The following is a 19,698-nucleotide window of genomic DNA, read 5'->3' as shown; positions in this document are numbered from 1 at the left end:
CCGACCCAATGCAGTCCGGCACCGGGATCGGGGCTGTGGTCCCCGACGGCTGGAGCACGCTCGGCTTCACATCGCCCGGAGCCGGCCTCACTCAGTTCCCGGGAGTCCCCTGGTCAGGGTTTTGCACCCTTGTGCGGGGGTGCCGCCCTTTCGGGCATGGCCTGCGGGGGCTGTCAAGCTGCTGGCTGGGGTGATCGCTCCTGTGGTCATCATCGGGACCGACAAGGATCTGGTCGCCAGCGGGCTCGCGTCCAAGGACTGGCGGGAGCTGCGTTCGGCCCTGGGGGACGTAGGGGTGACGGAGGGTGAGATGGCCGACCTGGAGTGGGCGTTCGACGTCGCGGCCAGAGTGACCGGCCATGTGATCGAAGCTGTGGTGAAGCAGCTCAGCGACCGGAAGCAGCTGGTGATCGCAAGGGCGGCCCTGGTCGCCGTGGGCGGGGCGCTGCTCCGGGAGCGTCGCCGGAAGCGTCATCAAGTCCCGGTGCAGCGGAAATCGGTGACCCCCGCGCTGTTGGAGCAGGTCTCGATGAAGACGGCTGCACGCGTCGCGCGGCACAGGCGCGGCGAGGACCGGTGGCAGCAGGCGGAGCTGGGGACGCCCGGCGACACACTGCTGCACCGGGTTGCCCGGACGGTGGTCGCGTCCCGGGAACCCCTGACTCGCACGGCGATTGTTGAGCGCCTCGGTGACGCCATTCCTGCCTCCAGCCACAGCGGACGGATGACGGCTGTTCTGGACGTGTTGACCGCCTACCCGATGTTCGTTGACGCCACAGGCCGGGGGCACTGGCAGGTCGGCCGCCTCGGCGGCCGGTAGCAGTCGGGCAGACCAGCACGCCTGGCGAGGCTGGCCGCCTTGCGCAGGTCATCAGAGAGAAGCCATCAGCTCGGGAAGCTCCGGTCATTCGCGGCCGGTTGGTTGCTGACCTGGTTGAACGCCTGGACGTCGGCGTCGACCGGATGGTCAAGCGGCGTGTGCAGCTCAGTCGGCAATGCCCCTCAGCCGGAGCGGCTCGCTCACAACTCCTGGCAGCTGAGCATCCCAATACACCCTATTGGAGTATTTATATGAGTATTTGAGAGCAATAAGAAATTGATTGGTATTTCATAACAGGCGGTGTTCTCTGGCGATTTGGCCGTGTCGAAGGGCAAGGATCAGGGCGTGCCTGGCCGAACGGTTCGGGCAGTGACGGGGCGCCAGCCCCGGTTCGTACGGAAAGGTCTGAACATGATCAACCGGTTGAAGAGGGCTGCGGCCCTGGGGGCGGCGACGGTGGCTCTGGCCACGGGCGCGGTCGTCGGCATGGTCGGCACCGCGTCGGCCGCGCCGCAGAACCACCGGACGCCGGCGGCGTCGCACCACTGCCAGGAGGAGCGGGGCCAATGGGCGCGCCACTGGCAGCCCGCATTCCGGGACCGGCACCACCGCTGGCACCCCGGCCATTGGACCCGCGTCTGGCGCCCCGTCCACCGCGATTGCCACCGCTGACCCGGCACCTGACGCCGGCACCGGCCCGTAGGAGGGGCCAGCGATCCGAACCGGCCCCGGCGCCCCCGAAAGGGCGCGCCGGGGCCGGTTCATTGCGTCGCACCCGCTCTCTGTGGCCTGTGCGTGCCGGAAACCACGCCCAGCTGGCCTCCTCCGTTACCTGGAGAAGCGGCTAGTGGTGTGACCGCATAGGTTCGCCGGGTTGGGGCCCGTGGCACACAGGCACGCGGCGTGCCCGTGCTGGCCGCCGAGATCCAACCCATGCGTGACAGCGGGCGCCCCTCCGGAGTGATCTACCCCCTCTGGCCTGCACGGGAGCCAGCCCATTGTGGTTCGAGGACACACAGTGTGTCGGAGCTGTGTCGCAGAAGTCCGCACTTGGCTGCAGCCAGGCCCTGCGCCGGCCGCTCTTCTCGTGCGAGCTGGACGTGCTGAGCGCCCTGGGGCAGGGACCGCTTTGTCCCGAACCGTGGGCGGACGGTTGCTCAGGTCTGCCGGGCACGCCGTCCGGTCGTCCGGGGCTGGTGGAGGTCGGTCACGTGTGTGGTGGTTGCTGTACTTCACTGCGGTGCGGCAACAGCGGCGGCTTCAGGCGCCAGGGTCATCCGCACTGGTATACGCGGTGGGGATCTTGGAGGGCGATGGCCGTCCCGATGATCACGAGAGTCAACCCCAACTGCCCTTTCAGGGCCGCAACTGCCCGCCGTTTCTTCGGCCCTGGCTGTAGCAGGGGTATCCGGTAGGCGAGTACGAGCGAAACCACGCCGATGATGGCCAGGGCCATGCCGGCGATCACTCTGAAGGGGTCGAACATCTCCTCGGAGGTTTCCGGCAATTCGCCGGGAACGATGCAACCGGTGCTGACCGCCAGAATGATCCAGCCCGGATACGCCAGAACGACGGCGATGCAGACCGCCTCCACCACCACAAACGCCAGGCCCGACTTCCAGGCTGGCCTTGCCTGCACACCCTCTGCCACTGTCCCCCCTCGCGACCTGCACCTACTGAGGTGCGCACGAGTGTGGCACGACGTTCCTGCTCCAGCGGATCAAGGTCGGTGGAGTCTCAAGACCTGTCTTCTTGCCCTGAGTCTTGCCGGGGATCTGCTGACCTGCGTTTTCCCTGCTCAGGAGCGGTGGGCTCTTGCGCCTGGTGGTCGCCGTTGGTCGCCCTTGGCCACTGTCGAGCGACCTCGGACGGCCCGGGACGGCCCAGCCCCGGGCCCTCGGGTTTCGTCATCTCGCGTTGTCAGTGGGGGCGGCTACTGTGCACGCGCCAACGAGGGCCACACCTTGGGGAGGGGCTTTGGGAGCCAAGACGGGCTTTCTGGTGTACGCCGACGGCGACGTACCGGGGCTGCTGCGAGAAGCGGGCACAGCAGACCTCGCACGCACGGCCAGCATGATGCGGCTGCTTTACCCGGGCTGGGAGATAGAGGAGAGCGCGGGCTCGACTCTCTGGAACGGCGTATACCCCCCGGAGGGGACGGCGTACGCGGCGAGTTGGCCCGGCATCGAAGTCATCGGCGACCAGAGGGTGATGATCGACTTCCCTTCCCAGCTCCCGGATCAACTCGTGGCGGCGAGCGCCGGCCGACGGCTCGTGCTGCACGCCATGCACAGCGTCGTGGACTGGCTCGCATTCGCAGTGTGGGAGGACGGCCGACTCGTCCGCTCTCTGAGCCTGTCCCCGGACAGCGGCATCATCGAGAACATCGGCGAACCACTCTCCTTCGAGCTGCCCTACTGGGCCGGAGACCGCCCGGCCGACGTCATCCCCTGGCCGGACGAGGATGAAGAGCCGTACCCACTGCCCTTCCACCCCTTGGAACTGGGCGAAGACGCACTGCGCACGCTCTGCGGCTTCGTACGGGAGGGCCACCCCGAGCCGGACGACATCGACACGGACAGCATCCGACTGCACGGCTTCCGGGTCCGGGACCCACGCGGCCCTGATCCCGCGGAGCGGGAAGCGGCGTTGCAAAGGGCCATGGAAGCCATGGGCCCGCCGCGCTTCTTCTCTCTGGGCCTTGACGGCTCACTCATCGAGCGCGACGGCCTCTAGCTCGACACTTCTTCGTCCCGAAGCCACTTGGGCGAGCGCTCGACCATGGGTCGGTGTGCCTCTCACCTGCTCCGACCGTGCACGGCTGTCCGCGCTTGTCCGCCGCTGTCCGTCGGTGTTGTCACGCAGTCAGACACTCACCCGGCAGAAGGATCCTTCACTCCTCGTCCGGCGGAAGGAGGCGATCGGCGCTCTCTGCGTCGTCCACATGTCCGTGCGCATCGACGGTGATCGGAGTGGCCCGCCCCTTGGAGGTGACGAGCCAAGCAAGCACCTGCTCGGTCAACGGCCCGTTGTCAGGTCCTTCGTCTTTCCAGTAGGCGCGCCAGCCGCCTCCCGGTATGGCGGCCACCACCTGGTCGGCTCGCTCCAGGTGTGAGAAATCCGGGTAGTCCGTCACCGGCCGGCGGGTTCCTCGCTGGGGATCGACGACGAGGGCAACGCCTGTTGCCGCGTCCCAGGCGTCCACGTCGACGATCCGGCCGATCATCGTCTCCGTACCGGTGAAGATCGCGAGCCAGCCCGTTCCGTTGAAGCAGCGCATGCCGCCGTCGTCCCTGACGGCGGCTGACTCGACCCTCTGTTTTCTGTTGGAGACATCAGCTTGGGAAGCTGAGGTGACCTGGGGCTTGCTCCGAGGCTGACCTGCTGCTGAGCGGTATCGGTGCCTGGGGTAAAGCCGGCTTGGTTCCCCGGTGTTCCCCGCGGTTCCCCGCGGTTCCCCGGTGTTCCCCGGTGTTCCCCGCGGTTCCCCGTACGATCTGGCACGCATCTGGCACGCATCTGGCACGACCTCTTCGTCCTGAAATCTCGGCGGGTAGGTCGTTGATGGTTCTCGGGCTGCTCAGTCAGCTGTTGACGACTCTTGAGATACAGCCTCGGTCGCTGAGGTTGCTGTACTTCCGAGCTGTACAGCTTCGCTGGTTGACGGGCGTCAGCAAGGTTGCTGTGGCTGGTGACTCTGGCGAGGTGGATTTCGCTTCGGACTTGTTCGCGCTGGGCGAGGGGTGGCCTCCAGCAGGAGATGGCTTCGCCCAGGTCTCCTCAAAAGTTTCATCAACTCCTGTACAACCTTCGGTGTCCTGTACAAGTCATCCGACCGGCACACCACAGCCGTGCCGGTACCCCCACCGGCGCGCCACGCTCGACGACTGCCCACGTCCTGACGGCACCCACCGTTTGTGAAGCCTGTCCCCTCAGTGCGGGCCGTCCTCGCGAGCCTTTAAACCGGAAGGCATATGAACAAGAGAGATCCCCTCCGAGTCACCCTCGCGGCCGCGACGGCGGTTGCCCTCGCCGGCGGACTGCTCACCCTGACGGCCGGTCCCGCGACCGCGGTCACGGCCAAGTACGCGGACGACTTCAACGGCGACGGGTACCGAGACCTCGCCACAACCGCCCCCAACGCCATCGTGGGGGGCGCGAAGAACGCCGGGGCGGTAGTCGTCAACTACGGCTCGGCATCCGGCATCAGCGCTTCCCGCCGCACGGTCATCACCCAGAACTCGAGCGGGATACCCGGCACTGCCGAGTCCAACGACTCCTTCGGTGCCGCTCTTGCCTCCGGCGACCTGAACAACGACGGCTACGCCGATCTCGTCGTCGGAGCTCCGGGAGAAGACGTCGGTGACGACACCAACGGCGGAACCGCCGTCGTGATCTGGGGTAGCGCCTCGGGCCTCTCCGGTGCCCGCACCATCAGCGACCCCAAGCCCTCCGTCCACGACTGGTTCGGCCAGTCCCTGACCGTCGGGGACTTCAGCGGCGACGGCAAGGCCGACCTCGCCGTGGGCAGCTCGGGCAAGGACATCTGGATCCACAAGGGCGGCTTCACCAAGTCCTCCGGTGCCGCCTCCCGGTACGAACTCACCGCACCCTTGCAGACCGGCACCGACCACGGCACCGCCTCGCTGCTTGCGGGCGACGTCAACGGCGACGGCACCGACGATCTGATCCTCAACGGCACCTACCTCACCACGTCGGACAAGTACAGCGGCACCCTCGTATACCTGGGTTCCTCCTCGGGCCTGGCCTTCGACGCCGTGCTCCAGAGCGACAAGCAGGCCGCCGTCGGCGACATCAACGGGGACGGCCGCGACGACGTGGTCGCCAGCGAATGGTGGGGCGGCAGCACGGGCAACCTCGGCGGCTCCATCACCACCTACCTCGGCGGCAGCGACGGCATTCACACCGACGCCGGACAAACCATCGACCAGGACACCCCTGGAGTGCCCGGCGCCGACGAGTCGAGCGACTACTTCGGCTACGCCATCTCCCTCGGCGACATCGACGGTGATGGCCTTGCCGACGCGGCTGTCTCCGCGTTCTACGAAAGCATCGGCGACGCCACTCTCGCGGGCAGCGTCACGGTGCTCCGGGGCACACCCGCCGGGTTGTCTGCCTCCGACGCCAAGGTGTTCCAGCAGGACACCGCCGGCATCCCCGGCGCCAACGAGGACAACGACCACTTCGGCTCGTCCGTACGGCTCTCCGACCTCAACGGAGACCACCACGCGGACCTGTCCGTCGGGGCCGAGACCGAGAACGGCGGCGACGGCGCCCTGTGGAACCTGCGCGGCTCCTCGTCGGGCGTGACCACCAAGAACGCCGTCAGCTTCGGAGCCGCCTCGGAAGGCATCTCCACCTTCGGTTCGCCATTCTTCGGTGCCGACATGCTGCACTGACGCGGCTCACAGTTCTGCCTTCCGCACACCCATCGCGAGAGTCACCGTGGGTTGAAATCCGACACCCACCACAGGTGAACGGCCCCTGACCAGGGAACCCGGTCGGAGGCCGTTGCCGTGTGTGCAGCCCGTCGATCACCACGGTTCCCGTCAGTTCCCGGTCGACCGGGAACGGGAGGGGTGCGGGCCGCTGTCGACCGCCGAAGCCCGATCAGTGGTCAATGACGCCGCTGAAGAGGATGAGGAATGGGAGTAGCAAGCTCAGGGTGCCGTAGAGGACGATCAGCAGCACTAGGGCGATCATCAGAATCGTCACGAGCGTCCACCGCAGACTGCTGCTCCTGGACTTTTGAAGCCGGCCCTGCACTGAGTCTTTTTCAGTCACCGATCCTCCTGGCCCGGGACTGTACAGCGCAAGCAGCGTAGTGATGTTGGCCAGGGGCCACTGTTCAGCGAGTGGTCGTGGTCCGCAATCTCCCGGTACGTCGGGCAGCCTGAGCGCCCCCGCCGGAGGCATGTCTTTGACCAGGGCACTCCGCGTCCAGGTCTCTCTCATGGGCCGTTACTTGCTGCGGCCCCAGTGGCCGACCCCGGCGCCGAAGGCGCAGAGGGGTCGGGCCCCAGGGGCCAGCCCGTGCTCGCGCGCGCACTTGATGAGCTCGGCGGTATCTCCCGGCGCACCTTCTACCGCTGGCGGGAGCCCCGTATCGCCCCGGCCTGCATACGGCTGCCGAACGGTGAGCTGCGGGTTCGGCGTGACGTGCTCAACGACTGGTTGGAGGAGCGGGCGGAGGGGGTGGCCTCGTGAAGTCGTACAAGGTCTCTGTCTGGAAGCCGTCGGTCAACAAGACCACCAAGAGGCCGACGCACCTGGTGCGTTGGGTGGTCGAAGGCCAACCGTTCAGCGAGTCGCACAACCAAGGCACTGGCCGACCGCTTCCGGGCCAAGCTGGTGCGGGCACTCGACAAGGGCGAGCCGTTCGACACGGTGACGGGCCTCCTCGACTCCCTGCGCGGAGGGAAGGCGGCCCTGTCCTTCCTGGACCTTGCCGCGTCCCTCGGCGGGGAAGGCATGGACCGACTCCGGCGAGGCGCATGACCGACGAGGCCTGAAGCAGCGGGCCCACGGCGAGGCGCGCAACGTACCGATTCCGCCTCCGCTGGTGAGGCTGCTGTGCGAGCACTTGCAAGAGTTCGGTACGGCGAAGGACGGCCGGCTGTTCTCCAGCGAACGGGGCAACGTGATCGCGGCCTCCTCGGAGCGCTGACCGGAGGCGGGGCGCATGCCTACTGACCTGCCGCGAAGCCCTTCAAGATCAACACGTCATGACGACGTGATCACTGGCAAACGGCTGCTTTCGTCGGCATCTGCCTGCACACAACCGTAGATACGCGAAGACCCCGGCCTCAGCGTTTCCGCTGGTGACGGGGTCTTTGGGCACCTCATACAGGGTGCCCCCGGCAGGATTCGAACCTGCGCACACGGCTCCGGAGGGCCCGTGTCTCTCTAGCACCGCCGCTGGTCAATGCCCCTGCGCGTGGTCGATGAACCTGCTCTGGTCCACGGATGGTCCACGTGGACTTCGATGCTGCAGCCAGCCAGCCAGCCAGCCAGCCAGCCAGCCAGCTAAGCGAGGCACCTATGTCCTGAACAGGGGGCCGGTGGTGAGTTACTTCAGACGCCCAAGGCACACCTCCTGCAGCCCGGTATCGCGCCCAAGCCTGCCACGACGTTTGACTGCACTGGTCGCCAGTGCCACCCGATAATCTCCGACCGATATAGATCACTTCTGATTAGCCCTTGAATCAAACCAACCGAATCTTCTTCTCTTCAGCGTCACCGCTTGCAGTTCTCCTTGAACGCTGACAAGCTCAGATTCAAGAAGCGGATTCCATTTAGGGGAATCCCGTCGAGAGGGGGAGTCATGCCCACGCTCAGTATCCACTTCGAGCCCGAGATCATCGCCCACTTGGCGAAGGTGTCCGCCAACGACACGATTCACCTGAGTGTAAGTTTGGGTGGAAGTGAAGCCGTGGCCGCGCCTAAGCCGGTTACCCCTCGTGGCCCCCTTGCGGACCTCATGAAGACCGACTTGCTGAAGGCGGGTGAGGTTCTCACCTTCCACCAGCCGCGCGTGGATCGGCGGGGCCGAGCGGTCGTTACTGGTGACGGTCAATTGATCGTCGACGGCCACCCCACGCCTTTTCCGTCTCCGTCCAATGCAGCCGCTGCCGTGACAGGTAATCCGATTAATGGTTGGACGCTTTGGCACCTTGAGGACGGTCAGACGCTGGACGACCTTCGGAAGGTTCTAAAGCGAAGGGCGCAGAAGTGATATTTCATAACAGAACGGTAGTATAGGGGCAATCTGTGTAGCCTGCGCATATCATCCCCTCGTGGTTTAGGAGTCTCCTGGCAGCCGGCGATCCGGTGCGGCTGCCAGGAGACGAGGGTCCTCGCATGTCTCGCGCGCGAGGATTACTTGACGCCGAGCAGCACCAGTTGCCCGGTTCATCCCTTAACCTGCTCCCATGGTGACCCGTGGATCTGAGACCCTGCGCGCGCAGCTCGACGCCTTCGTCAAGTACCGCAAGGAACATTTGACCGGGGACGAGAAGGGTGAGGCTCAGGTCTTCCTAGACCGCCTATTCCAAGCCTTCGGGCACGAGGGAGTCAGGGAAGCGGGGGCCACCCTGGAGATGAGGATAAAAAAGATTGACCAGAAGGGAACTGCCTTTGCTGATTTGATGTGGAAGCCTCGATGCCTGATCGAGATGAAGAAGGTGGGGACGAATCTCAAGCGGCATTACCGGCAGGCCTTTGACTATTGGGTGCAGGCGGTTCCAGATCGACCGCGATACGTTGTGCTCAGTAATTTTGACGAATTTTGGATCTATGACTTTGATCAGCAGGTAGACGAGCCGGTAGATCGTGTTGCCCTGAATGATCTCCCGCAACGTTCCGACGCATTCGCCTTTCTCTTCCCGTACGAAGAAAGGCCCATCTTTCGCAATGATCTCGTCGCTGTAACCCGAGAAGCCGCCTCCGATGTCGCGCGAGTTTTCAAGCAGATTCACGGTCGCGGCATCCCTCGAATTAAGGCTCAGCTGTTCACGCTGCAGTCTGTGATGGCGATGTTCGCGGAAGATATAGGAATGCTGCCAACGCATTCTTTTTCGAGGGCACTTGATGACTCCGCAACAGGAAGTGAAGCTTACGATCTTCTCTTCGGTCTATTTCGTGAGATGAATACGCCGGGCTCCACTCCCAGTGGGCGGTATAAGGGGACGCCGTACTTCAATGGCGGACTGTTCGCTGAGGTGTATCCTGTGGAGCTTACGACTGAAGAGCTCAATGATTTGCGGCACGCTTGCGAGACCGACTGGTCGGCAGTTCGTCCAGAAATCTTCGGAACTCTCTTTGAGGGCTCCATGGATGAAGGGGAGCGACATGCTCAGGGTGCCCACTTCACCAGTCAGGCGGATATTGCGAAAATTGTAGGTCCTGTCGTAGTCAATCCTTGGCGCGAAAAAATTAGCCAGGCTGGCACTATCTCCGAACTCGAAAGACTGCTAATTGAGCTCAGTCATTATCGAGTTTTGGATCCAGCGTGCGGATCAGGCAACTTCTTGTACGTCGCATATCGTGAACTGCGCCGTATCGAGCATGAAATCCAGACCCTCGTCGCAGAAAGGCGACGCGGTCGCCATGCTGGTCAGCAATCCATCTCATATGTGCCGACAGATCATTTCTTTGGCATAGACGTCAACCCGTTCGCCGTCGAGGTGGCCAAGGTCACCATGATGCTGGCCAAAAAGCTTTCGACTGTCGAATTGGATGATCACCAAGAGGTATTGCCGCTTGACAACCTTGATGATGTCATCATCGCCGCAGATGCTCTTTTCTGCGAGTGGCCTCAAGCTCACGCGATCATTGGAAATCCTCCATATCTCGGCCGAAGGAAGATGGTAGCGGAGCTCGGTGCCGAATACTGTCAGCGACTGCTGAGGGAGCACCCAAACGTTGCAGGCGTATCCGACTTCGTGACCTACTGGTTCCCATTGGCGCATGACCATTTGCCCCAGGGGGGACGCGCCGGCATGGTCGCTACCAAGACGATTCGGGAAAACGACTCTAGGAAGTCGAGCCTGGACTACATCGTAGATAATGACGGAACTATCTTCGATGCCGTATCGAGTCAGCCTTGGTCAGGGGATGCGGTTGTTCACGTTTCCTTGGTTAATTGGGCTAAGGGGGTCGATGTAGAGCCCAAGGTGCTTTGGCTTAATGATGGGCAGTTGCGTCTTGAGGTAGACAAAATCTCACCGACTCTGCGGCCCGGTTTCGATGTTCGTAATGCGCAGGACTTGCGAGCGAACGCGAAGCCTCAAGTTTGTTTCCAGGGGCAAACGCCTGGCGTTACAAAGGGATTCGTTATTGACCGCAATGCTCGGCGTGAACTTACACGTGATGTGCAGGCTCAGGGTGCGATTCATCCGTTCTTGGGTGGGCGAGAGATGTTGCGTGACACATCCATTGGGCGCTGGGTCATTGATATCCCGGATGCAGATCTATTGAAGGCCGAGTCTCGGTATCCTGGTCTCATGCGCCATCTCGCAAGTTCGGTTTTGCCGGAACGCGAAAAGGCTGCACAGAAAGAGAAGGAAAGAAACGAGAAGGCCGTCAAGGCTAACCCCAAGGCCAAGGTAAACAAGCATCACGCGAATTTTCTTGCCAAATGGTGGAATCTGTCGTATCGACGCAGTGACATGCTTGACGCGATTATTCCCTTGGATAGATACCTCGCCACTTCTCGAGTGGCCAGTGTGAACCGCCCGACAGTTTTCTCCTTCGTCGACTCGGCGATTCGCCCAAGCGATTCCATGACGGTTTTTGCGCTAGATGACGATTACTCATTCGGCGTGTTGAGTAGTGATTTTCACAGCGCTTGGGTCAAGGCTCGCTGCTCTTACCTAAAGGGCGATCCCCGGTATACCTCCACGACTGTCTGGGAAAGCTTTCCCTGGCCGCAGTCACCATCGCAAGATCAAGTTGGAGAGGTAGCTAAAGCAGCTGCTGCAATCCTGGAATTGCGGCAAATGTATCTCGATCAAGGGGTTCCCCTAGAGCGCCAGTATGCTTCCCTTCTGCGACCCGGTAAGAACGAATTGAAAAGCTTGCATGAAAGGCTGACCGAGGTCGTGCGTAAGGCCTACGGGTTCACCAAGTCCGATGACTATCTTGATCAGCTCTTCGCGCTCAACAAGAATTTGTCGGAGACTGCGGAGGACGTGCGTGGTCCCGGAGCAATGGGCTTCCGAGATATCCGGTTGACGGATCACAAGATCCTTCCTCCGATTGGATGAGCCCGGGAAGCCTGGCTATCGAACATACAAAGCGGTATGAATGTTCCTCGTCACCCGCAACCCAGCCCACGCGGTGCCCAGCGTCAAGGAACCGGCCGATCATGCGGGCGGCCAGATCCGGCTTGGTCGCGAAGACGGTGTCCTCGCCCAGGGCAGCGGCCCGGCAGTGGTCCAGGTCGCACGTCCAGGAGCGCGGGATGTACAGCTCGCGGTCCACCGCCGCGTGTCCGCGGCGGCCCGCGTAGACGAGGTAGACGGCGACCTGCGCGTTTTCGATCCGCCCGGCGGTGCCGGTGTACTGGCGATGGACCCCGACCGTAGAGGTCCCTTTCTTCAGGTCGCCGGTCTCGTCGACCACCAGGACTGCCTCGTCGTTGTGGAGGTTTTCCACGACGTAGTCGCGAACGTCGTCCCGGACGGCGTCCGCGTCCCAGGAAGCACGGCACAGCATGTGCTGCATGCCGTACGGGCTGGCCTCGCCGGCCCACTCCGCGATCGTCCAGCAGTTCTTTCGCTGCAGATCTGACAAGAGTCCGAGCACCAGCCGTGCCGCCCGTCGACGCGGTTCGACCCGCGCGAACCGGCCCGCCAGACGCCCCATCAGACCGTCGAAGGCTTTCTTCCAGCGGCTGGGATCTATGTTGTGGCCTGCGGCCACCGTCTCATCGTCAGTCCACACAACCTTCGATGATCAATGGTGGCCGTAATCAGTTGCCTCGGGTAGCCCGGGCAAAGCTGTCGGTGGTAGCTGCTACGAATGTCGGCATGACCGACGACGAGATCATCCACAGGATCCGAGAGCAGGATGCGGCCAGCGAGCTGCCGCAGCCTGCGCCGCCCGAGGCCGTGGCCGAGCTTGAGGCAGCGGTGGGGCATCCGATGCCGCCGCTCCTCAAGCGGATCTATCTCGAAGTCGCCGACGGTGGGTTCGGCCGCTGGGGTGAGGCGTTGTCCCTTACCGATACGACCTACAGCTTCAGCGACAGCCGTCGGCTGCTGGAGGAGTACTTGGGCTGGCGCGGACGCCCCAACTACCCGCTGTCTGTCGTGCCGCTCCTGACGTGGGGCTGTGCGATCTGGTCCCTCGTCGACTACAGCACTCCGGAAGGCCGCATGTGGGGTTGGGATCCCAACGCCGCATGCCCAGAACACGGACACGCTTTGTTCCCCGAGGACCTCACACTGACCGAACGGCTTTGCGGGTGGCTGGACGGATGCTCGGACTTTCCGAAGGCGCCCGCTGGTCCGTACTGCTCAGATTGCTGAAACCGCGGCACTGCTGTGCGGCCGCATCTCGGTGGCCACTCTGCCAGGTATCTTGCGCGCCTTACAGCCGAAGCGACCAGCACAACGAGCAAGATCCCGATCTACAGCTGGAGTGTTAGCTCCTTCTACTTGGCGGACGATGCTGAACGGCTCCTGCGGTACCACGAGCCGTCGTGACAGCGGTCGACAGCAGCCAGGTTGCGTCATGCTGGCCGGGGCAGCGCTCAGGCTCGTTGCTGGCGTGTCTGCGCTGCGGCGCAGTCCAGCCACAACTGATCTACGGCGGCCGTGACTTGCGGCCATCCAATCGATCACTGCTTTGACCTGCTGCTGAACTGTCGGCACCTGTCGACGTTGGTCACCATCGAGCGCCCTTCCACGGCCTCAGGACGGCCCGGGAGGGCGCTCGTGCGTTGAGGGAGACAGCCGCCTTGTAAGTTTGATCCTGGCGCTGTGGCGCCTGCGGACGCTGCTGTTCTCCGCACGGCGCGTCTCTGTGAGAGCGCTGTGATGTCCAGTCATCTGAGGCCGTTGATGTCATGTGGTGATGTCACCCCCCCCACGTCGCCGGCAGCGCACAGGAAGTCCTCGGAGGCAGCAGAGCCGCACGCCTGCGCCAGTTATTCCAACTGAGAGACCAAGGCTCCGGCATAGATCGAGAAACTTGCGGCTGCCATCAGGAGTTCAACCTCTGCGTTGTAGACGTCGCCTGGGACGTACGCGCTGATCTCTTCGAGATCAATCCCTGCGCCGCGCGCTTGCGTGTGAAGGAGCCCTGCATCCGCGCTTCTGCCGTTAGGACTGGCCACGGAGCCACAGAGCAAGAGAGTGGACGCCGTGACGGTGACTGCCTCCTGCGGAACGTCGTGGATGAGTTGTTTGGCGCCGGCGATGATCCATCCGTCGAGGACCGTCATGTAGCCGACGCTGCGGGCCTCCGCCAGTACATGCGCCCATACCAACGTTAGGGAGTGGAAGAGGTAGATCATCGTCTCGTGCATCAGCAGCGGCGACTTGCCGTCGCGCCGACGTTCCCAATGCTTGCGCCGCCTACGGTCGCTGAGGTGAACACTCATGCGCCGGTAGTGCTCAACGGCAACCCAGACCATCGGTCGATTGCAGTCAGTAGACCCATCACCAGCTGCGGCCAAGATGCGTAGAACCATGCCCCAGGCATGCGGGTCCTCGTTGAGATCATGAAGGCGAGGGATCAGTTCCTCATAGGGCCAGACAGGGTGGATCTGCTGACACACAACGCAGGTGGCGTTGCCTGGGACCGAGAATCCTCTGACGGTCATCGTGATGGGCATGTGGCTTCGTATCACGACTGGCTGGTGACGGGCAGCTGCCAGCAGAGACCAGTCGACTGGAGCCTACCGATAGCGGATTCGTCGGCTGGGGCCAAGTGCTTAGAAGATAGTGGCCCTTTCGGCGTGATCAACGCGTTGACCAGCGGCCATGTGTTTCGTACGCGCTCTCCTAGGACAACACCACCGCGCCTTCACCGGGAGTCCGCCTTCCGGTTCGCCGCGCGACCGGGGAAGTTGCTTGAACCAACCCGCGAACCTGCCACACCGACCCCCTGCGCCTTGAGACTCCCCCCAGTGGGCCGACGGGCGCTGTCTGCTCTGTGAACGGGTTCAGTAGAACTTAGACGGCTGAGCTGTGGGGCTAGGGCTCCCGCCGGTTCCGAGTTGCCTGACACGCTGGTTGTAGTCGTCAACGGTGCCGGGCTTCAGTACATAGTCCTCGATCTGACCGTTTTGCTGCGGCACTTGGAGCGTGAGGATGTTGCCATCGAGCGTGCCGTTGAAGACCGTGCTGCCCAGAGCGGAGCTGACCGTCATGGCGACCTGCCTGCCCGTCGCAGTTCCCGTGACGGTGGCCCGCAGATGTCTGGGGCTGTTGTGGCGGATCTCTGTTGTGTCGAAGGTGCCAGTAATTTTGTCGTCTTGCATGGTCGTTTCGATGAGAGTGACGGAGTTGTAGTCCTCGCCTACGAGGGTGTGCGGCAGCCCGCTGGTGGCTAGGGGTGCCAGGGCGGGTTTCTGGGAGTGGCTGGTTCCGCAGCCGGCGGTGGTGAGTACGCAGATGGCGGTGGCGGCAAGTACCGCGTGTCTGGTGTTCATGTTGCCCCCCAAGCTTGTCCAGCGCAGACCGTAGCGCGGAGTGGCGGCGCTGGTGGGGCGATCGGCGGCAGTTGTGTGTGGGGGAGCCCTCGCGCCGCCGGGCTGCGGCCTTCGGGCGCGGGGCCTGGTCCACGCGGGATGCGTTTTGCGTGCCCCGTCAGCGTGGGCCGCCGATTGGCAGGATCACTCTCTGCGCGGTTTCACGAAGCCCGACTTGGAAAACCTGGCCCGGGTACGGATCTGAAGGAACAGCTCCGGAGTGAATGCGGCGATGGAGCCATGCATCCCCTCTGCCCTGTGCGCAAGCCAGTCCATCAGTCCATCATGGTGCTGACTGGGAGAAACAGTGTGTCGGAGTTGTGTCGCGGGGGCCCTCCGCTGACCGCGGCCGGGCAGCTCATTCCGTGCGGGCTGGATGCGCTGGGCGTCCTGGGGCGGGAACTGCTTCGTCCCGAATATGGGCAGGGCAAGGTCTCAACCTACCGCGGCCAGGGTATGCGCAGGCCAGAGCCTTGGTCTGAGTTGGTCTGACTCGGTCCACGGACGAGTCTGGGAGAAGATTTTCTCCCAGCGCTTCCAGATGGGTCACGGCTCACGAGAGCCGGGTCTGAGGGTTGTCGCTGTCGCGCTTTGAGGCTGTCGATCGGACTGGTCGCATCCCTCGACCGGTGAAGTCCCCGTCGGACGGACCAGCGACGGCCCGCCCCGCAAGGTATCCACACAGGTGGACATGGCTACATGTCCGTCGTCTTCATCTGTACAGCCTGTTGGTGCCCACAGGGCAGCCATAAAGAGCGCGCACTGCAAGCGCCAACTGGGCACTTCTGGCGGTGCCCAAAGCAAGTGGGTCGTAATCTCGTTGCATGGCTGATGATGCGACCGAACCAGGGCAAGAAGATCAGACTGCATCCAATGGGTTGACACAGGCCAGCCGGGCACATCTGGGCGCGTCAGCACAGAATGCAGCTGCGCTTGCGGAGTCAGTGGCTCAGGCCCAGCGGGCTCTCGACACAGGCGCCCTGACAGGCTCCATGGCCGGCATCGTGCAGACGGTGGCTCAGGCCCAGCGGGCCCTCGACACAGGCGCCCTGACAGGCTCCATGGCCGGCATCGTGCAGACGGTGGCTCAGGCCCAGCGGGCTCTCGACACAGGCGCCCTGACAGGCTCCATGGCCGGCATCGTGCAGACGGTGGCTCAGGCCCAGCGGGCCCTCGACACAGGCGCCCTGACAACCTTGGCCCAAGCCGTGGCTCATATCTCTGTCAGTCAAGGCACTCTCGAACGCCTCCAAGCGGCAGCCAGTCAGTCCTGGATGCGAGAGATGCAGGCCGTCTCACCACTGCTCCGTGACCACTTCCAGCAGCCGCTCGTGAACCTTGTCGACACGAGCCTGCACGGGTTTGACGACCTGGTACAGGACGCTGACGACAGCGAGACAGCGCCCATTGATCTCCCACACGAGACTGTCAACGAAATCGAAGAAGCGCTGTCCGGTTTCGAACGGGCAGTTCAGGGCCTTCCCCCCGCGATGGCACGTCGGCTCTGGATCTCATGGGTACAAGTCGTTGTGTTTGCCCTCTGCCTTCAAGCCCTGATCCTCTTGCCGGTCACGGCGGAGGTCATGGCCCTCATGGGAAGTGGTGCGTTGCCTGTTGCTCAGCAGGCGGGACTCGCAGCTGCCAAGGTCTGGGACAAGCACCACCCGAGCACAGACTCGGATTCGTCCGATGAGGAGTAACGGCTGATCACGATCTCCGACCCCTTGTGCACCAGCACATCGATTTCCGATCGACGACTGGAGATCGAGGATGCGGCTGTGGGGCTAGCTGGGCAGGGATACCTTGGGGGCGTGCTGCACTGACGTGGCCCCATGTTCGTTAGCGGCACGTCGACGGTGATCGGGGTGGCCCGTCCCTTATCGTCCGTGACGGCGGCTGGCTCGACCCTTTGTTTTCTGTTGGAGACAACAGCTTGGGATGCTGCGGGCATTTGAGGGTGGTGCAGGCGCTGACCTGGGCGAACGGCTGCGGTGCGGCCTCGTTGGGCTCGGCCGCTTTCGCTGTGGTTCCCCGCTGTGCCCCGCTCGATCTGGTGCGCTTGTGGTGCAGCCAGTGCAGGCTGCAAGACGTCAGAGGCCAGGCTCGTCGGGCGCGTTGTCAGTGGGCGTGGCTAGGGTCTCAGTCGCGCGGCCGGCTTCCGAGGTGTCCAGCTCTGTAGAGCAGCTGCCTCCCCGGCTCTGTCTGGGGGCGGCCCGGGTACGACCCGGGACCTAACCAACGGTCGGGCTTCGTCGATGGCCATGGAGAGACCTGCCAGCACCGGCTGCGCACCGAGCACGGCACCCGCCGCGGAAGCAGACGCACGCTTTACATGTTCGATCCAGTCCCGCCCAGGACGCCATACTCCACTGGCGCGACGGCCGGACAGGGTTGTCGGTGTACGCCCCCATCCGGCGTCGTTGATGTCAGCCGTAGATGTCAGAACCTTCTGATCCGTAGCTCCAGCCGGATCGGTCAGTGACTGCCATTCCGGCCGCTACCGGGCCCCGGAGGGACGCTACCGGACGCGGGGATGCGAGCTCACCGTTCCACCTGGACCAGTCCGAAGGCTTCGTCTCCAGTCCCGATCCCACGCCTGAGCGCCGCTCTGGAAGACCCGACGGGTGGGGGCGCCGCCTCGCAAGCCAAGCGCATAGTTCGCCCTAGGAGTTAATCATTGGCATCGCGCTCTATTGCGCGCTACGGACCGGAACAAACTCACTTGCACTCATATCCTCAGGAAGTCGACGCGCGAGAAAGTCCCTAATAAGGGAGTGCCGAAATTCAAAAGCACCACGCCTCGGGATTACGAGCGACGATTTCCGAATTTCCTCCAAAGCCACTCCGTGGCGCTTCGGCAAGTAGCCATACCTGACCATTATGCGCCTGCACTGATCTCTTCTAAGTAGATCCGCTCCCCCGTTTTTCAAGGCAGCAATTAGAGCGACGGGTGCAACAAAGAATAGGGAATTGATCAGCGGGTCATATAGCAATCCGTTCCCGATCTGGATCGCTGGCTCAAGGGCAGAGAACGTGACGGACAGGGTTACATATATCGCGGTCGACACAAGCGCTGCAACTATTGCGGTCGACCTAATTAGGCTCGCAATCTCACCTCCAACCCGATTGGGAATTTCACTGGGGTCGGACGGGGAAGATTCATGAGTCATCTGGAGCGCAGGCCAAATCGTTGACCCTATGAGCGCTACCACTATAAAGCTTTCGATCGCCTCATTATCGATATCTATGCGCATAAACAGCCAAACGGTAGCCGTTTGAATCAAAGATAGTATGACGGCCCTCTTCGCGAACCTCAATAGCGACATCGTGGCTTGAGTTTTTCGAGAAGTCAAAGGATCCCAGACTGATTTCTTTGTCACGAGCCAGGCGAGATGCCCGTAGGTCAACGGAACTGCAATGGTGGTAATCAGATAGATCGGTTTTGCCGGCGACTCCGGCGCGAGCAAAACCATCGCTCCACGTAAAACCAGAGAGATTACAGCTACACACCCCGCAGCCGCCATAAGCGTTCTTCGCTCGGCGGACTTAGCAAATTCGAGCGGCAGGAATTCAACCGGCGCCCTATCCGGACAATACATAACTTTATGCTTATCCCTTAGGACTCGCGCGATAAACGGGAGCCATAAACCCGACTCCGTTCCACTTCGCTGCATCCGCCGCTCAGCATATTCGACGTACGCCGAAAGCAGGCCCTCCCTCTTGTCCGCAGCGCGGGCCATATCTACAGTGGCCCCCGCAGAATGGAGCGATACTGCGAGTTGCAGAAGCAGCGGATTCCGAACCAGCTCCCTGAACTTCTTGTCCCTCGTGAGCAGGGTTCTAAGCTCCTGAAGCGCCTCACCGCCCGCCCGGACCAAGTCTAGCACCACACGGTCTTCTACACCTTCCAAGAGGAGCGAGGCGCGCAGATTGATCTTTTTTCCTGTGTCGCGGTACTCATTGAATCGGCACGCGACCACAACCTGAACAGTGGGAAACTCCGAGGTAAAGCGATTTATTGCAGAGATGCAATTTTTCCGCTCTCGTAGCTTCAATTCATCGAGACCGTCGAGGATGACCATGACGTCTGCCCCGCGAAGCCATTTCGTGAACATGCTGGGAAGTATTCCATAATTCTCCCTAGCGGAGTGAGTGACCCATGTCGCCATATCCTTATGCGAGTCGACCCGCTCAGATAAATGCAAGTAAAAAGGAATTGGGCTATGTTTATCTTCAAGGGCTGAATCTATGGCTCTTTTCATTACGGCGTAGAGATTACGAGTTTTTCCAGAACCGGGTTCTCCCAGAATCAAGAGTTTCCCAGATGACGCCTCGAGTGCCTGATCGATGTCGACACTTTTCCACGCCCTAGACAAGGATCCAGTGTGTACTGGATGGACATCTCTTCGCGGATTGCTCACGTGGTCTGTACTGAAGCACGCCCTTACGGGAAACTTAATCTCGCCGCCTCCCTGCCAGTACTCGCCTTCATTCAGCCATGCCGGCAGGATCTTATTCAGCAACTTCTTGCGCAGTCGCAATTCTGGCTTACTGAGCGCCGAATCCGAGACGGTGAAGTTATCAATATTGACATCTCTACCCGCCGCGAAGTATCCAGAGATCTTCACATCTCCGAATGTAGTTCGAACGGCTTCCC

At 62.5% G+C, this 19,698-nt stretch carries 15 protein-coding genes and 2 pseudogenes; 10 read left to right on the top strand and 7 right to left on the bottom strand.

From position 1 onward, the window contains the following. Nucleotides 1-190 precede the first annotated feature (190 nt). Both ABEB03_RS19385 and ABEB03_RS19380 read left to right on the top strand, forming a co-directional pair. Nucleotides 191-820, top strand: a complete 630-nt coding sequence (locus tag ABEB03_RS19385; protein WP_345650356.1) for a hypothetical protein — start codon at nt 191-193, stop codon at nt 818-820. Nucleotides 821-1,231: 411 nt separating this feature from the next. After that, nucleotides 1,232-1,492, top strand: a complete 261-nt coding sequence (locus tag ABEB03_RS19380; RefSeq protein ID WP_345650353.1) for a hypothetical protein — start codon at nt 1,232-1,234, stop codon at nt 1,490-1,492. Between the two features lie 601 nt (nt 1,493-2,093). On the opposite strand, the gene ABEB03_RS19375 is transcribed toward ABEB03_RS19380, so the two are convergent. Next, nucleotides 2,094-2,471 carry a hypothetical protein gene (locus tag ABEB03_RS19375; protein WP_345650350.1) on the bottom strand — a complete coding sequence of 126 codons (378 nt, stop codon included), beginning with the start codon at nt 2,469-2,471 and terminating at the stop codon, nt 2,094-2,096. Nucleotides 2,472-2,797: 326 nt separating this feature from the next. Between ABEB03_RS19375 and ABEB03_RS19370 the strand changes: the two genes are divergently transcribed. Next, nucleotides 2,798-3,556: a DUF6928 family protein gene (locus tag ABEB03_RS19370; protein ID WP_345650347.1), complete on the top strand. Its 759-nt coding sequence runs from the start codon at nt 2,798-2,800 to the stop codon at nt 3,554-3,556. Nucleotides 3,557-3,713: 157 nt separating this feature from the next. Here the strand turns inward: ABEB03_RS19370 and ABEB03_RS19365 are convergent, their stop codons facing one another. Then, nucleotides 3,714-4,100 (bottom strand): hypothetical protein, encoded by a 387-nt coding sequence (locus ABEB03_RS19365; protein WP_345650344.1) that lies wholly within the window; start codon nt 4,098-4,100, stop codon nt 3,714-3,716. A 694-nt stretch (nt 4,101-4,794) separates the two neighbouring features. Here ABEB03_RS19365 and ABEB03_RS19360 point away from each other — a divergent pair. Beyond that, nucleotides 4,795-6,240 carry an FG-GAP-like repeat-containing protein gene (locus ABEB03_RS19360; RefSeq protein ID WP_345650341.1) on the top strand — a complete coding sequence of 482 codons (1,446 nt, stop codon included), beginning with the start codon at nt 4,795-4,797 and terminating at the stop codon, nt 6,238-6,240. Between the two features lie 211 nt (nt 6,241-6,451). Here ABEB03_RS19360 and ABEB03_RS19355 read toward each other — a convergent pair whose 3' ends face one another. Beyond that, nucleotides 6,452-6,625, bottom strand: a complete 174-nt coding sequence (locus ABEB03_RS19355) for a hypothetical protein (RefSeq protein ID WP_345650339.1) — start codon at nt 6,623-6,625, stop codon at nt 6,452-6,454. Between the two features lie 249 nt (nt 6,626-6,874). Between ABEB03_RS19355 and ABEB03_RS19350 the strand changes: the two genes are divergently transcribed. The 4 genes and pseudogenes from ABEB03_RS19350 to ABEB03_RS19340 all read left to right on the top strand — a co-directional run bounded on the left by ABEB03_RS19350 (nt 6,875) and on the right by ABEB03_RS19340 (nt 11,607). Continuing rightward, nucleotides 6,875-7,048 (top strand): helix-turn-helix transcriptional regulator, encoded by a 174-nt coding sequence (locus tag ABEB03_RS19350; RefSeq protein ID WP_345650336.1) that lies wholly within the window; start codon nt 6,875-6,877, stop codon nt 7,046-7,048. A 244-nt stretch (nt 7,049-7,292) separates the two neighbouring features. Next, nucleotides 7,293-7,499, top strand: a pseudogene (locus ABEB03_RS45360) (tyrosine-type recombinase/integrase); the annotation flags it as partial. A 666-nt stretch (nt 7,500-8,165) separates the two neighbouring features. Beyond that, nucleotides 8,166-8,576: a DUF4357 domain-containing protein gene (locus tag ABEB03_RS19345; protein ID WP_345650333.1), complete on the top strand. Its 411-nt coding sequence runs from the start codon at nt 8,166-8,168 to the stop codon at nt 8,574-8,576. 196 nt (nt 8,577-8,772) lie between these two features. Beyond that, entirely contained in the window at nt 8,773-11,607 is a 2,835-nt protein-coding gene (locus ABEB03_RS19340) for a DNA methyltransferase (protein WP_345650330.1), read from the top strand. A 46-nt stretch (nt 11,608-11,653) separates the two neighbouring features. Here ABEB03_RS19340 and ABEB03_RS19335 read toward each other — a convergent pair. Further along, a pseudogene (locus ABEB03_RS19335) lies at nt 11,654-12,208 on the bottom strand (IS701 family transposase); the annotation flags it as partial. 164 nt (nt 12,209-12,372) lie between these two features. Between ABEB03_RS19335 and ABEB03_RS19330 the strand changes: the two are divergent. Next, nucleotides 12,373-12,873 carry an SMI1/KNR4 family protein gene (locus tag ABEB03_RS19330; protein WP_345650327.1) on the top strand — a complete coding sequence of 167 codons (501 nt, stop codon included), beginning with the start codon at nt 12,373-12,375 and terminating at the stop codon, nt 12,871-12,873. 620 nt (nt 12,874-13,493) lie between these two features. Here ABEB03_RS19330 and ABEB03_RS19325 read toward each other — a convergent pair. Both ABEB03_RS19325 and ABEB03_RS19320 read right to left on the bottom strand, forming a co-directional pair. Beyond that, nucleotides 13,494-14,183 (bottom strand): hypothetical protein, encoded by a 690-nt coding sequence (locus ABEB03_RS19325; protein ID WP_345650324.1) that lies wholly within the window; start codon nt 14,181-14,183, stop codon nt 13,494-13,496. A 330-nt stretch (nt 14,184-14,513) separates the two neighbouring features. After that, entirely contained in the window at nt 14,514-15,002 is a 489-nt protein-coding gene (locus ABEB03_RS19320; protein ID WP_345650321.1) for a hypothetical protein, read from the bottom strand. Nucleotides 15,003-15,865: 863 nt separating this feature from the next. Between ABEB03_RS19320 and ABEB03_RS19315 the strand changes: the two genes are divergently transcribed. Then, entirely contained in the window at nt 15,866-16,741 is an 876-nt protein-coding gene (locus tag ABEB03_RS19315) for a hypothetical protein (RefSeq protein ID WP_345650319.1), read from the top strand. Between the two features lie 990 nt (nt 16,742-17,731). On the opposite strand, the gene ABEB03_RS19310 is transcribed toward ABEB03_RS19315, so the two are convergent. Beyond that, nucleotides 17,732-19,669: an NACHT domain-containing protein gene (locus ABEB03_RS19310; protein ID WP_345650317.1), complete on the bottom strand. Its 1,938-nt coding sequence runs from the start codon at nt 19,667-19,669 to the stop codon at nt 17,732-17,734. Nucleotides 19,670-19,698: the final 29 nt, after the last annotated feature.

It is taken from the genome of Streptomyces siamensis (assembly GCF_039543605.1).
GTDB classification, from domain to species: Bacteria; Actinomycetota; Actinomycetes; order Streptomycetales; family Streptomycetaceae; genus Streptomyces; species Streptomyces siamensis.
Note: the sequence above shows the minus strand (reverse complement) of the source record. Positions and strands in the feature narration are given on the sequence as shown.

What these genes read in the sequence shown, in the direction of transcription:
- ABEB03_RS19380 (WP_345650353.1), top strand. Translation starts at nt 1,232, where the DNA reads ATGATCAACCGGTTGAAGAGGGCTGCGGCCCTGGGGGCGGCGACGGTG.
- ABEB03_RS19330 (WP_345650327.1), top strand. Translation starts at nt 12,373, where the DNA reads ATGACCGACGACGAGATCATCCACAGGATCCGAGAGCAGGATGCGGCC.
- ABEB03_RS19320 (WP_345650321.1), bottom strand. Translation starts at nt 15,002, where the DNA reads ATGAACACCAGACACGCGGTACTTGCCGCCACCGCCATCTGCGTACTC.
- ABEB03_RS19325 (WP_345650324.1), bottom strand. Translation starts at nt 14,183, where the DNA reads ATGCCCATCACGATGACCGTCAGAGGATTCTCGGTCCCAGGCAACGCC.
- ABEB03_RS19360 (WP_345650341.1), top strand. Translation starts at nt 4,795, where the DNA reads ATGAACAAGAGAGATCCCCTCCGAGTCACCCTCGCGGCCGCGACGGCG.
- ABEB03_RS19365 (WP_345650344.1), bottom strand. Translation starts at nt 4,100, where the DNA reads ATGCGCTGCTTCAACGGAACGGGCTGGCTCGCGATCTTCACCGGTACG.
- ABEB03_RS19340 (WP_345650330.1), top strand. Translation starts at nt 8,773, where the DNA reads ATGGTGACCCGTGGATCTGAGACCCTGCGCGCGCAGCTCGACGCCTTC.
- ABEB03_RS19345 (WP_345650333.1), top strand. Translation starts at nt 8,166, where the DNA reads ATGCCCACGCTCAGTATCCACTTCGAGCCCGAGATCATCGCCCACTTG.
- ABEB03_RS19315 (WP_345650319.1), top strand. Translation starts at nt 15,866, where the DNA reads ATGGCTGATGATGCGACCGAACCAGGGCAAGAAGATCAGACTGCATCC.